This window comes from Dyadobacter sp. SG02 (assembly GCF_900109045.1).
Lineage (GTDB): Bacteria > Bacteroidota > Bacteroidia > Cytophagales > Spirosomataceae > Dyadobacter.
The window spans coordinates 61390-73765 of the sequence record NZ_FNYL01000007.1; the positions used below are offsets into that span (position 1 = coordinate 61390).

General features: G+C 50.7%; 13 protein-coding genes. 8 read left to right on the top strand and 5 right to left on the bottom strand.

All coding sequences use genetic code 11. The features are described 5' to 3' along the window. Positions 1-20 precede the first annotated feature (20 nt). On the bottom strand, positions 21-1028 hold the full coding sequence (locus BMW93_RS17605; RefSeq protein WP_090379045.1) for a T9SS type A sorting domain-containing protein: 1008 nt from the start codon (positions 1026-1028) through the stop codon (positions 21-23). 260 nt (positions 1029-1288) lie between these two features. On the opposite strand from BMW93_RS17605, the gene BMW93_RS17610 reads away from it, so the two are divergent. The 5 genes from BMW93_RS17610 (at position 1289) to BMW93_RS17630 (ending at position 5565) form a co-directional block, all read left to right on the top strand. Beyond that, complete coding sequence (locus BMW93_RS17610) at positions 1289-1654, top strand: BlaI/MecI/CopY family transcriptional regulator (RefSeq protein WP_090379048.1); 366 nt, start codon at positions 1289-1291, stop codon at positions 1652-1654. Positions 1655-1681: 27 nt separating this feature from the next. Continuing rightward, positions 1682-3748, top strand: coding sequence for a M56 family metallopeptidase (locus BMW93_RS17615; RefSeq protein WP_090379051.1), 2067 nt, complete (start codon positions 1682-1684; stop codon positions 3746-3748). A gap of 61 nt (positions 3749-3809) precedes the next feature. Beyond that, positions 3810-4952, top strand: coding sequence for a glycoside hydrolase family 5 protein (locus BMW93_RS17620; protein ID WP_090379054.1), 1143 nt, complete (start codon positions 3810-3812; stop codon positions 4950-4952). A gap of 56 nt (positions 4953-5008) precedes the next feature. Further along, positions 5009-5230: a hypothetical protein gene (locus BMW93_RS17625; protein ID WP_090379057.1), complete on the top strand. Its 222-nt coding sequence runs from the start codon at positions 5009-5011 to the stop codon at positions 5228-5230. Next, a complete protein-coding gene (locus BMW93_RS17630) occupies positions 5230-5565 on the top strand; it encodes a type II toxin-antitoxin system PemK/MazF family toxin (RefSeq protein ID WP_090379061.1) in 336 nt (111 codons plus the stop codon). The genes BMW93_RS17625 and BMW93_RS17630 overlap by 1 nt, the downstream gene beginning before the upstream one ends. Positions 5566-5569: 4 nt before the next feature. On the opposite strand, the gene BMW93_RS17635 is transcribed toward BMW93_RS17630, so the two are convergent. Beyond that, entirely contained in the window at positions 5570-6067 is a 498-nt protein-coding gene (locus BMW93_RS17635) for a VOC family protein (RefSeq protein ID WP_090379065.1), read from the bottom strand. Between the two features lie 106 nt (positions 6068-6173). On the opposite strand from BMW93_RS17635, the gene BMW93_RS17640 reads away from it, so the two are divergent. Continuing rightward, complete coding sequence (locus BMW93_RS17640; RefSeq protein WP_090379067.1) at positions 6174-7091, top strand: sugar phosphate isomerase/epimerase; 918 nt, start codon at positions 6174-6176, stop codon at positions 7089-7091. A 33-nt stretch (positions 7092-7124) separates the two neighbouring features. On the opposite strand, the gene BMW93_RS17645 is transcribed toward BMW93_RS17640, so the two are convergent. After that, positions 7125-7643 (bottom strand): hypothetical protein, encoded by a 519-nt coding sequence (locus BMW93_RS17645; protein WP_090379070.1) that lies wholly within the window; start codon positions 7641-7643, stop codon positions 7125-7127. 32 nt (positions 7644-7675) lie between these two features. Continuing rightward, a complete protein-coding gene (locus BMW93_RS17650; RefSeq protein WP_090379073.1) occupies positions 7676-8677 on the bottom strand; it encodes a phosphotransferase enzyme family protein in 1002 nt (333 codons plus the stop codon). A gap of 28 nt (positions 8678-8705) precedes the next feature. Between BMW93_RS17650 and BMW93_RS17655 the strand changes: the two genes are divergently transcribed. Continuing rightward, complete coding sequence (locus BMW93_RS17655; protein WP_090379076.1) at positions 8706-9041, top strand: GNAT family N-acetyltransferase; 336 nt, start codon at positions 8706-8708, stop codon at positions 9039-9041. An 11-nt stretch (positions 9042-9052) separates the two neighbouring features. On the opposite strand, the gene BMW93_RS17660 is transcribed toward BMW93_RS17655, so the two are convergent. Beyond that, a complete protein-coding gene (locus BMW93_RS17660; protein ID WP_090379079.1) occupies positions 9053-11455 on the bottom strand; it encodes a PAS domain-containing protein in 2403 nt (800 codons plus the stop codon). A gap of 226 nt (positions 11456-11681) precedes the next feature. On the opposite strand from BMW93_RS17660, the gene BMW93_RS17665 reads away from it, so the two are divergent. Further along, positions 11682-12320, top strand: coding sequence for a DUF1080 domain-containing protein (locus tag BMW93_RS17665; RefSeq protein ID WP_090379082.1), 639 nt, complete (start codon positions 11682-11684; stop codon positions 12318-12320). The last annotated feature ends 56 nt before the right edge of the window (positions 12321-12376 follow it).

Here is a 12376-nt window from a genome sequence, read left to right on the forward strand (position 1 = left end):
TAACAAAATCAGGCTTATGCCTATCTCGCGATCAGAATGCGGTGATTTGAAGCCTTGTTGCTTTTTTCAACAACTTTGAGCACATATACACCGGTTGGCAAATGCTTCACATTGATCTTCTGCAAAGGATCCGCACCAGACTGATACACTTCCGTTCCCTGGTTATTGTAAAGCGTCGTCTTCACAATGTTTTTCAGGCTCTCTGAATTCTTAAAGCTCAACTCATCGGAAACAGGGTTGGGGAACAAAGTAAACTGTGCGTTGTTATCAAATTCTACCTTGTTGATCCAGAGGTCGGAGTTTTCGGGAACAAGTTGTGCGTCAGTTGCACAATTTAACTTCGTAATGGTAAGCGGTGTTCCGATATTGGATGCATTCTGGTAGTAACACAGGCCACCGGAGGTGGATTCGAAAAATGCGTAGTATTTTCCCGGAGGTGCATTTAGAGGGCTTACCTCGTCTGGCTTCATATTCATTCCTTGAACTCCAGCGGTTGGATATTTAGACCAGGTAACTTTGACATCGGGAGGCAAGTTGTAAGGAGCGAGATATGCATTCAGATTCGGAATTGTGGAAGCGTTGCAAGGAATCTGCGCGTTGTCAGTCAAAAGCGGGACGCTAGCGTTAGGGACGTTGCAACAATAAACATCGACAGACACCGTAGATAAATCAGTATTGTAGCAGCCCGTGGCAGGATTATAACCAAACAGGTAATATTTGCCGACGCCCACTTTAAGTGAAGGGATTGGCTGTCCGGTGTGTGTATTATTTGTAAAAAATACATACTTCCAACCAACCGGTAATTGCATGTAACCAGGGCTAGGTTTTGAGTGGAATGAAGGTAGGATTATGGACAGGTCTGCATCGGTACCCGGGCATTTACTCACCAGTCCACCAATCCCCGCATGAGACATTTGTTTGTTGATAGGCTGGCAAAATCCTTGCGGAGCTGGTTTTGCCCCTGTATTCTGTGCCTGAGCCACGAGGCCGGTGATTGCAAGCGCAATAGATAGAAATATTTTTTTCATAAAATGATCTTGATTAAATGTTAATTTTTGAATTAGAATCTTCGAAGGCTACGTGTTCTTTTCTTATCTCATATAGTATGTGTTTAAATTGAAACCCTGGTTAGCTGCAATTGCAAAGCAAAAGTTGCTTGAACGCGAGCGCCAGCCAAATGCGATGAACCTGCGGCGATCTCAATTAGTTATTGGTAGAAAATTTTTGGCTAAAAATTTTTTCGTACGAAATTTTTCCTACCTTTGAAAAGTGATTGAATAACATACCGATGGAACCTACAAAATCAGAACTGGAAATACTGCAAGTGCTTTGGGAATACGGTCCGTCGACCGTCCGGTTTGTGAATGATAAACTCAATGAAGAAAAGCGCGCGGTGCAGTATTCTTCGACATTGAAACTTATGCAGATCATGGCTGAGAAGGGCATCGTGATCCGCGATGAGAGTAGTATGAAGCACATTTACAGCCCCGCGGAGCCGGAGGACAAAACGAAATCGGCACTGCTGGAACGCTTTGTGGATTCGATGTACAGAGGTTCGGCGTCGAGCCTGGTCATGCAGCTTTTTGGCAACAAAAATACCTCTTCTGAGGAGCTCAGCGAGATCAAGGATTTCCTGAAAAAACTGGATCAGTAATCATTAAACCGTTTCAATCCGTTAGCCATGAATTGGAATATCATTGACCAGCCGACAGCCCATGAGTGGGTCCGCGCACTTTGCCTGACACTGATGCATTCGCTCTGGCAGGGCCTTGTGGCTGCTATCGCAGCCGGGATCATTTTACTTTGTACCCGCAGGAGCAGGCCCGCATTCCGCTACAATATGCTTGCATTGGTGCTACTACTGTTCGTTTCCGGGACGGTACTGACATTCAATCTGACGATGCGGGATATTGGTGAGATGTCGGCTTCGGTACTGGTTTTTTCCCAGGAATGGATGGTGCAGACCGCTTTTCAAAATGCGGGTCATGCGGCGATTGAGGTGGCGGAAACCGATTGGATGATTCGGATAATGGCCTTTTTCAGTGAACATGCCCAGGTGATCGTAGCTGGCTGGTTCCTTGTTTTTGCGGTAAAATCATTGCTGGCAGTGAGCGGGTTACTCTATCTGAGAAAGGTCGCGCAGCAGGTTTCAATGCCGGAAATGAAGTGGATAGTCCGGTTTTGCGAGCTCGCCGGAAGGATGCGGATCGGGCAGGAAGTAGCACTTCATGAATCGGAGCAGGTAACGGTGCCGATGGTGATCGGATTTTTGAAGCCGGTCGTGCTGGTGCCGCTCGGTATGCTGGCCAATCTTCCCGCAGCGCAGGTAGAAGCTATTTTACTGCACGAACTGGCCCACATCCGCCGCCGTGATTACCTGATCAACCTCGTGCAGATATTCTGCGAGAATGTCTTCTTCTTCAATCCGGCAGTGTGGTGGATTTCCAAACTGATCCGCGAGGAACGCGAACATTGCTGCGACGATCTGGCTATCAGTGTAATGCAGAACAAAACCTCGTTCATTCACGCGCTCGTCTCGTTCCAGGAGTACAACCAGTCGCGGCCGGTTTTTGAAGTGGCTTTTTCCAAAAAGCGCAACCATTTGCTGGACAGGATCAAACGCATTGTTAATAACAATAATAAACCACTTGATGCCATGGAAAAACTATTTGTAACATTCAGTCTGGCGGCGGCGATTGCGCTGTCGGCAGCAACTGCACCGGAGAAACCGGTAAAGCAGCAATCATTGCCGGTAGTGACAGCAAACGATCCGATTGAAAAAATCACATCACCAAAAGAACACGCTGGCCCGATCTCCGAAGCAGATACGCTTCCCAGGAAGAAACTAAAAACAGGGGAGATGCAGGTACATTCCGCCAACATCTACTCGGCGCAGGAAGGGGTCAGTACGTATAATGTGACGCGTAACAACAAGCAATACGAAATTGTGAAGCGCAACGGCAGGATTATCTCGCTTTTTATCGATGACCAGGAAATAGCAGGTAGCGATTACGCCAAATATCAGCCCGAGATCGATAAGATCATGGAGGAAATCAAAGTCCAGCATGAACTGGCTGAGAAACAGCGTGAGCAAGCGGAGATACAACGCAAGCAAGCGGAAAAGCAACGTGAACTGGCGGAGAAACAGCGCGAGGAAGCCCAGGAAATGCGGAAAATGGCCGAGGAGCAACGCCGTGATGCAGAAAAGCAGCGCGAACTAGCCAGTGCCATGCGGCTGGATGCTGAAAAACAACGGGAACATGCGGAGCAGTTACGGCTGAATACCAATGCAAACCGCGATCAGGCCGCCAAAATGCGTTTGGATGCGGAAAAGCAGCGAGAGGCAGCCGAGGATATGCGGAAAGAGGCGGACAAAATGCGCCTGGATGCGGAAAAGCAGCGCAAGGAGGCGGAAGTTCAGCGGGGGCACGCGGAGGTTCAGCGGGAGAAGGCCGAAGAACAGCGCAAGATTGCCGAGAAGGAAAGAGAGGCTTATATTAAAATCCAGGATGGCGTTATCGAAGAGCTAACCCGCGAAGGAATTGTGAAAGATAAAGATAACCTGTCATACAAACTGTCAGACGAGGAACTGGTGGTGAATGGGGCAAAACAATCCGCCGATCTTCATCAGAAATTGAAAGCCAAATACCTGAAAGAGTTGGGTAACAAGAAGTTTGAATTGTTGTACAACTACCGTAATCAGAACGGCTTTATCAGAACGGGGATTAGTCGTTCGGGAGAAAAATAGCAGTAAAACCGCCGTTCGTCTGTGTTTAGTAGGAAGTTACCACGAATAACTTCCGAACGCCATGCATCGCAGGACATTCATTAAAAATACATCCATAGCAGTAGCCGGAGGCGCATTAGCCCCCGGCTTTGCTGTGTCAGACCCTCGCCAGGTTGCGCAGAACAAGCTTCCCAAATGGAAAGGCTTCAATCTCCTCGATTTCTTCTCGCCCGATCCGGCAAAGGGCCGCAAGGCCACTACCGAGGAACAAATCAAATGGATGGCCGACTGGGGTTTCGACTTCGTGCGCATCCCGATGGCCTATCCGGCCTATGTCAAATTCGACCGCAGCCGCAACATCACGCCCGAAGAAGTTTACCAGATCGACGAGCAGGCTGTCGACCGCATCGATAAGCTCGTGGCCGCGGCGCACAAGCACAACATCCACGTGAGCCTGAACCTCCACCGCGCGCCGGGGTATTGTGTGAATGCGGGTTTCAATGAACCGTATAATCTCTGGACCGATCAGAAGGCGCTCGACGCATTCTGTTTCCACTGGAATATGTGGGCCAAAAGACACAAGCAAACCTCGTCGAAGCGCATCAGCTTCGATCTGCTCAACGAGCCGAGTATGAGAGCCGATATGAACGACCAGCATTCCAAACGGTCTTCGGTGCCAGGCGACGTTTACCGGAAAGTTGCGATTGCGGCATCGGAGGCGATCAGAAAGGAAAATCCGGGGCATTTGATCATCGCCGACGGCAACGACGTAGGCACATCCGTCATCCCCGAGCTCGCCGACCTCGACATTGCCCAAAGCTGCCGCGGTTACCATCCGGGTATTATCTCGCATTACAAAGCACCCTGGGCCATGAAGGACCCCGACAATGCGCCCGAACCCAAATGGCCGGGGCAGGTAGGAGATCAATACCTCAGCCGCGCGATGCTTGAAAAATTCTATAAACCCTGGATCGAGCTCGTCAACAAGGGCGTAGGCGTGCATTGCGGCGAGTGCGGTTGCTGGAACAAAACGCCCCACGACGTTTTCCTGGCCTGGTTCAACGACGTACTGGACATTCTTTCATCCAACGGCATCGGTTTCTCGCTATGGGAATTCGCCGGAGATTTCGGCGTACTCGATTCGCGGCGCGAGGATGTCGCGTATGAGGACTGGCACGGGCACAAGCTAGACCGGAAGCTGCTGACGTTGCTGATGAAGTACTAGGAAGGAGACTGTTGGATCGGGCTTCGATAAATGTTATATTTGAAAAAACGACACACATGAAGACGGTAAAAATAGAGCTTTCCGACACCGACGTCAATTTCATCCATTCGCTTCAAAAAGGAGAGGCAGGGTTTACAAAAGAGGCTATCGAAGAGAAAATAGCCCGTGAGCGACGTAATTCGCTCGCAGAACTTTTGAAAGAGGGTTACCAGGCCACACGGGAGGAGGACCTTTCCATTACACATGATTTTCGACACGCTGATTTGGAAAATCTGTAATGCAGAAAGGGGAAATCTTCTGGGCTAAGCTCGATCCCGTGATGGGCAGCGAGATAGCCAAAACGCGGCCGGTGCTGATTGTTTCCAATGATATTAACAACCAGTACGGTTCCACTGTAACAGTGTTGCCGGTTACTTCCAGCACAGCTAAAATTTATCCTTTCGAAGTTCCGCTCGAAGCAAATGAAGGCGGCCTGCGCAATGAATCCAAGGTTAAGGCGAATCAGATCCGGACGATTGATAAGTCCAGAATAGGCAATAAAATAGGCCAGTTAGACAGCTCGAAAATGAAGGCTGTCGAACTGGCCATATTAATACATTTGGATATTTTCTAGCTGCTTATTTACTCAACTCGCTCAGCAACCCGGGGATATTCAGACTTCTGGTATACATTTCAATAGACCCGTCCGGCAAGTATTCCCATTGATCCTGCGGGCGGTCCCAATAGAGCTCGACGCCGTTGCCGTCGGGGTCGTTCAGGTATAATGCTTCCGAAACGCCGTGGTCGCTGGCACCTGTGAGCGGGTAGTTGGCTTTCAAAAGACGGTTTAATGCAACGGCCAGGTCTTTCCGGGTCGGGTAGAGGATCGCCGTGTGGAACAGGCCTACGCCCTGGGGCTGGGCCGGAGGTGCGCCTTTGCTGTACCAGGTGTTCAAACCAATGTGGTGGTGGTAGCCGCCGGCGGAAATGAACACCGCCTGGGAGCCGTAGCGAGTCGTGATTTCAAAGCCGAGCAGGCCGCAGTAGAAATCGACGGCGCGGTCGAGGTCGGCAACTTTAAGATGGACGTGGCCGATCTTCGTCTGCGCGGGTATGATATAGTTATCTGATTCCATGGGAGGTTTGATGCGGGTTGTAAACAATCAATTTACATCGATTTGAGGTAAAAAATTCCGGGAAGCGGCTTTACAGTTAAATCAGTTAACCATTCAGGACATATTAATGAACCGCCGAGAAGCATTATCCTCGATCGCTGCCGTGAGTGCAGCAGGCATTGTTCCCGCCGAAGCCGCCAAACCCAAAGTTCAGCCATTTATTTATTCGCTCAATATGAGTACCCTGCGCGGCCAGAAGCTCGGCTTTCGCAAGGAGCTGGAAGTAGCTGCGAAGGCTGGTTATGGCTCGGTGGAAATCTGGATCAGTACTTTGCAGGACTACCTCAAAGGCGGAGGTACCTTGCAGGAGGCCAAACGCATCATCGGCGACCTCGGATTGAAAGTGGAGGACGCAATCGGATTCGCGACCTGGATCGTGGACGATGAAACCGCGCGCGCCAAGGCATTGGACCAGTTGAAAGGCGAAATGGAGCAATTGGCGGCAATAGGATGCCCGCGCGTAGCCGCCCCACCCATGGGCGCTACCACAGGCGCCTCCCTCGATCTTGCCCGCGTAGCCGAGCGCTACCGTGCAATCCTCGAACTCGGGGACAAAACCGGCGTCGTTCCGCATCTGGAACTCTGGGGTTTTTCCAAAAATCTCAGCCGGGTAGGAGAGATATTGTATGTGGCCGTCGAATCGGGGCATCCTTCGGCGCGCTTGCTCATGGATGTTTACCATTTACACAAAGGCGGCTCGGGAATGGATGCCATTAAAGATGTAGGGAAGCCATTGATCGAAATTTTCCACGTCAACGATTATCCCAAAACACCCCCGCGCGAGCAGATCACGGACGCGGACCGCGTGTATGTGGGTGACGGTATTGCCCCCTGGAAAAATGTGATTCAAAGCCTTAAAAACCCTGATATGCCTATTATCCTGTCGTTTGAAGTGTTTAACAAGGATTATTGGGCGCAGGATGCGTTGGAGGTGGCGAAGACGAGTCTTACAAAAATGAAGAAGATTGTCGAAGCAGCAGTTTAGCAGATAACGGACCGGTAGTAATGCCGGTCTTTTTTATATTTTACCTAAAAACGCGAGAATGCTCAGTACCAATCCGCCAATGGTGGCTATCGCGGAAGCGAGGATGGCAAATATCATCAGGAAGCCTTTTGAACCGGTTTTCTTCATGATAATCAAACCATCTCCCTTTTTGATTTCCGGAAGTTGTTCAACGATTAAACGGTAAGTGCCGGTTTCCGTAATGCTGAATTCCGCTACCGGCACGATGCGGCTGCCGGTCATGTCTTTTCGCGATCCGAGGTGGTTAACAACGTTCGTTGCTTCGAAATGCTTTCCATCGGACAGAGAGGTTAGCCTGTACAGCACTTTGGTAGGCATAATGCCCAGCATGGCCGGGCGGCGATAGGCGATTTCGTACGCTCCGGGTTCGGAGAGCTGAAAATCCGGAAGCGGGCGGTCCAGTGGCAGGCTTACTTTCTTGCCTCCGTAAATTTCAATGATCCTGCCGATACTGCGGATCAGGAACCACAGCCCGGCGACGAATACCAGCGGGAAAAGGATTTTTAGCATCATAATATCGCTTACAATGCACTGAATGTAAGCAATTATGAAGTCAGCTTCTGTCCAAGCTGGTGATAATCAAAGTATTTTTTGAGTAAAAGGTTGATGAACCTTTTCAGGTATATTTCATTCAGAAACACGTTTGACCAGTTGTCGTAACGCTGCGACTGGATGCCCAGGTAGAAGAAATACAGGCAAATACCCAGGATCGGGACCAGCCGCTTTTCTTCGTCGCTCACGGGCGTGACGGACTCATAACCTTGCAAAAATTGCGCGGTTTTAACTTCGCGTTCATCGTCGTCCTTTTCCGTGGAGTGGATTTGCAGCATATAATAAGCCATATCCAAACAAAGCCAGCCGTTTCCGCAAAAATCGAAATCGAAGAAAGTGATGTCGCCCTCGGTAGTAACATTCATATTATCAAACCAAAGGTCGAGGTGAACGGCGCCTGTTCGGATTTGGGTTTGATCGGCATTACGCAGCTCGTCGATGAGGTACTCCTGCACCGTTTTCATATACCGCATTTCTTCCGTATCGGCCGGCAGAAACCTGCTCAATTGCGCGAGTGAATCGATGAGGAGCTCTTTTTCGGTGTAGGAAATGCGCTGTAATGCGAAACCTTTCGTCTGCAAATGCATTTCGGCCATGAGCTTGCCGACCCTATAATGTGTCTCCGCATCGAAATTGAGTACTTTTTCACCTTCTGCAAACGTGAACAATACCCCAAAACGCTCCCCTTCCGGCGCGGCGAAGGAATGTATGAATGTATTTCCCAAATCCGGAACCGCATACGACACCGAAATGCCGTTCTCCCGCAAATGCCGTAGCAGGCGCAGCTCTTCGGAAATCTCCGAAAGTGTCCTCCATCCGAAACTGTAAACGCGGAAAATGTAACGTTTGCCGGGCGTTGTGATCAGATAGGTATCGCTGATCCCGGTTTTTAATATCCGGCATTCAACCTGTTGCTCAGGGAAATAATGCTTTTGGACAAAAATGCCCAGGTGAAGAGGCGAAAGGTTGGAATTCGAAACAGGGAAGACGTTCATGGCGTAAGGAGATTGGGGCGGCAAAATTATGGATATATTTGCCCCGAACGCAACGCACTTTAAGCAAAAATTTATGGCAGAGATCAAATTCAAGCTCGATAACCGCCGCCGCGGGGCATTTTACATCGAAGAGGATGGCAAGCAAGTGGGCGAAATGGTCATCGGGTTGAGTGAAACCACCTTGACCGTTTACCATACGGAAGTAGACCCGGAGATGGAAGGCCGCGGGCTCGCACGCAAAATGCTCGACGCGATGGTCGCTTACGCACGTGAGCAAGGATTGCAGGTAATGCCCCTGTGCGAGTATGTACACGGGCAATTCCGCCGCCATCCCGAAGAGTTTTCGGACGTCTGGAAAAAATAACCCCTGCCGCCTCAGAGCGGCTGCGGCAGGTAAACGATGAAAGTGGCGCCTTCGCCGGGCTTGCTTTGCGCGGTAATGTAGCCGTGGTGGTTCTGAACGACCTTTTTACACAAGGCCAATCCAATACCCGAGCCCGAGTATTCGCTGCGCCCGTGCAGCCGCTGGAACATCTGGAAAATGCGGTCGAGGTAAATTTCGTCGAAGCCGATGCCATTGTCGCTCACTTCGAGGCGGATGTAGCGGTGGTCGGGCAGCAGTTTCGGTAATGTCTTTTTCTCCGCTTCCTCCACTTCCCGGTACGATAGCCTGATGACCGATTCCTGGTCGGGCAACCGGTATTTGACCGCATTGCTGATCAGGTTTTGCATTAACTGCGTCAGTTGCGACACATTGCCCCAGACAACCGGCAGGTCTTCCACAATAACATCGGTCTTTTGCTCCTGAATTGATATTTCGAGATCGGCCAGCACCGATTGGACAATGTCCCTGATCCGTACTTCATCGAATTCGCCCTCGCGGGTGGTCAGGCGCGAGTAGGCGAGCAGGTCGTCGATCATCGCCGACATTCTCTTCGACGCGTCCTGGATGCGGTTCAGCATATACTTGCCATTGTCATCGAGCTTGTCGGAATAAGTCGAGAGCAGGCGTGAGCCAAACGACTGGATTTTCCGAAGCGGCTCCTGCATATCATGGCTGGCGGCGTAGGCGAATTGTTGCAGATTATTATTGGAATTCACCAGCTCGATATTGGCCTGGTGCAGCTCGTCCGTCCGCTGACCTACGCGCCTTTCCAGCTCGCTGGCGAGTTGGCGGTAGCGTTCCTCGCTTTGTTCCAGTTCCTGGCGGGACATTACCTGCTCGGTCACGTCCACCGCCATATCGAGGATAGCATATACTTCACCCCTCGTGTTTTTCAGAGGTTTGTAGGTATAATCGTAATAAAAGGTTTGGAGCGTACCGTCTATCACCAGTTCCGTCCTTGCGCCTTGTTCGGAATGGGCTTCGCCGGTTTGGTAAATGCGTTGCAGAATAGCTTCAAACGGCTGGCCTTTGAGCTCCGGCAATGCCTCGTGAAGTGGTTTCCCCACGACAGATCGCCCTTTTCCCCACACTTTCAGCATGGCCTCATTGGGAATGTCGATCACCATTTCTTTTCCTACAAACAATGCCGTAGCAACGGGCGCCTGCTCGATCAGCGTCCGCAAATGCTCTTCATTTACTTTCAGTTGCTGCTCCGACTCGATACGGTCGGTAATATCCATCACGATGCCGGATAGCGAGACGGCTTTTCCCATGCTGTCGTACAGGTAGCGTCCGAGCACGCGTACCCAATGTACGGAACCGTCGTTCCAGACAAACCGCGCTTCGTAGCGCAACTCCCCGTTGTCCGCCGCTTCGGCATAAGCCTGGTTCCGGATATGTACGTCATCCGGGTGAAGACTTGCTAGGAGAATATCCCTTGTCATATTAGCGACCTCGCTTCCGGTAATGATTCGCGCCATGGTAGGGGAGTAGATGATCTCGTTCGTGGCGAGCGTCACCATGAACGATCCCGCGCCGGAGCCCTCGATGGTCATCGCTGCTTGCTGGTCGGCCCAGGCAATTTTTTCCTGGCTGGTGATCTCCGAGGTGATTTCGCGGGAAATTCCGGAAAAGCGGTTAGGCTTTCCGGATGGATCGAAATAGGCCTGACCGGTGCAATGCAGCCACCGGAGTTTGCGGTCATTGGCGCCGATAACCCTGTACCGCACATCATAAGGTACCCGCAGCGAAGGATCGAGCGTTCGTTCGATGGCCTCAATTACCCGGGCGCGGTCGTCGGGGTGGATAAATTGTACCAGGCGCTCATAGTACATATCGGCCTCTGCCGGATAGCCATAGAGTTCTTTACAGCGATCGTTGAAGAGCGCGGATTGATCTGCGGGATTCAAATTCCAGGTACCCAGCTGGGCGGCCTGGATAGCGAACGTGAGGTTTTCTTCGCTTTCTTCGCGGGCTTTATCGGAATGCAGCTGCCGGGAAATGTCCATCATGGAACCCACTATGCGCACGGGCTTGCCCTCGCTCTGGATCGTGTAGCCACGGTCGTGTACGTGTGCGTACGAGCCGTCGGCCCGCCGGAACCGGTAAAAATCCGACCAGTTGCTTTCCCCTTTTTCGATAATCCCGTAAATCTTTTTCACGACTTGCTCCTGGTCGTCGGGGTGAATGCGGTCGAACCAGGAATTGGGCCCGCTTTCGATCTCTTCGGGGCGGTATCCGAAAATTTCCTGCATACCCTCGTTCCACCAAACGGTCCCCCGTGTCAAATCCCAGTCCCAGATCACGTCATGGGTAGCTTTTGCCACAAGTTTAAACCGTTCGATCGCCAGCAGCAGGTCGTTTTCAGGCTCATTAAGGGTTGTATCAGTCATTGGTTAAAAACTTCCTCAGGTTTACGTTTGCGCCATTGTATGGCCGGCATACGTTGTAAAAATACGCATATTAGGCTAAAAGCAATGTTGGGTTACTTGCTGCGGATACCCGTGAAGAAAATGCGTCTCCCGATTTTCCCGCGAATGCCCATTCAAGTAAAAATCCTTCTGAAACCACTTTAACCAACATTAGAAAAAAGTATACTAGCCACAAACCGACTGTGCCATGAGGAAACTCCCGTTCTATTTCGCTTGCACCGCTGCCCTGGCATTTGCCGGATGTATCATGATCCAGCCCCAAAAACCGGTTGCTCTTTTCGACGGGAAGACATTCCGGGGATGGGAGGGCGACACCGTCAAGACCTGGAAAATTGAAGACGGCGCCATTGCCGGCGGGTCGCTGGTGGAAAACGTGCCACATAACGAGTTCCTGTGTACGCGCAAGGAATATGGTAATTTTATATTAAAGGTTAAATTCAAACTGACCGGTAATGAGGGATTTATCAATACGGGCGTTCAATTCCATAGCAAGCGTTTGCAAAATCCGCCTTACGAAATGACGGGTTACCAGGCCGATCTGGGCGATAAATACTGGGCAAGTTTGTACGATGAATCGAGGCGTAACAAGACATTGATCGCGCCCGACTCCGGATTGGTCGAAAAAATCGTGAAACGGAATGATTGGAATAACTACGAGGTGCACAGTCGGAACGGCCGCATCCAGCTTTTCCTGAACGGCACCCAAACGGTCGATTACACCGAGCCTGACAAATCCATTCCGCAAAAAGGGCTCATAGGCCTCCAAATCCACGGCGGTGGAAAGGCCAAGGTGTTTTATAAGGATTTGATGATTGAAGAGCTTTAATACAAAACGGGCGGTACATCGTCAGTCGGCGTAGTCGAAGGCGCTTATGTAAATGT

What these genes read in the sequence shown, in the direction of transcription:
- BMW93_RS17605 (WP_090379045.1), bottom strand. Translation starts at nt 1,028, where the DNA reads ATGAAAAAAATATTTCTATCTATTGCGCTTGCAATCACCGGCCTCGTG.
- BMW93_RS17625 (WP_090379057.1), top strand. Translation starts at nt 5,009, where the DNA reads ATGAAGACGGTAAAAATAGAGCTTTCCGACACCGACGTCAATTTCATC.
- BMW93_RS17650 (WP_090379073.1), bottom strand. Translation starts at nt 8,677, where the DNA reads ATGAACGTCTTCCCTGTTTCGAATTCCAACCTTTCGCCTCTTCACCTG.
- BMW93_RS17615 (WP_090379051.1), top strand. Translation starts at nt 1,682, where the DNA reads ATGAATTGGAATATCATTGACCAGCCGACAGCCCATGAGTGGGTCCGC.
- BMW93_RS17645 (WP_090379070.1), bottom strand. Translation starts at nt 7,643, where the DNA reads ATGATGCTAAAAATCCTTTTCCCGCTGGTATTCGTCGCCGGGCTGTGG.
- BMW93_RS17630 (WP_090379061.1), top strand. Translation starts at nt 5,230, where the DNA reads ATGCAGAAAGGGGAAATCTTCTGGGCTAAGCTCGATCCCGTGATGGGC.
- BMW93_RS17655 (WP_090379076.1), top strand. Translation starts at nt 8,706, where the DNA reads ATGGATATATTTGCCCCGAACGCAACGCACTTTAAGCAAAAATTTATG.
- BMW93_RS17660 (WP_090379079.1), bottom strand. Translation starts at nt 11,455, where the DNA reads ATGACTGATACAACCCTTAATGAGCCTGAAAACGACCTGCTGCTGGCG.
- BMW93_RS17635 (WP_090379065.1), bottom strand. Translation starts at nt 6,067, where the DNA reads ATGGAATCAGATAACTATATCATACCCGCGCAGACGAAGATCGGCCAC.
- BMW93_RS17620 (WP_090379054.1), top strand. Translation starts at nt 3,810, where the DNA reads ATGCATCGCAGGACATTCATTAAAAATACATCCATAGCAGTAGCCGGA.
- BMW93_RS17665 (WP_090379082.1), top strand. Translation starts at nt 11,682, where the DNA reads ATGAGGAAACTCCCGTTCTATTTCGCTTGCACCGCTGCCCTGGCATTT.
- BMW93_RS17610 (WP_090379048.1), top strand. Translation starts at nt 1,289, where the DNA reads ATGGAACCTACAAAATCAGAACTGGAAATACTGCAAGTGCTTTGGGAA.
- BMW93_RS17640 (WP_090379067.1), top strand. Translation starts at nt 6,174, where the DNA reads ATGAACCGCCGAGAAGCATTATCCTCGATCGCTGCCGTGAGTGCAGCA.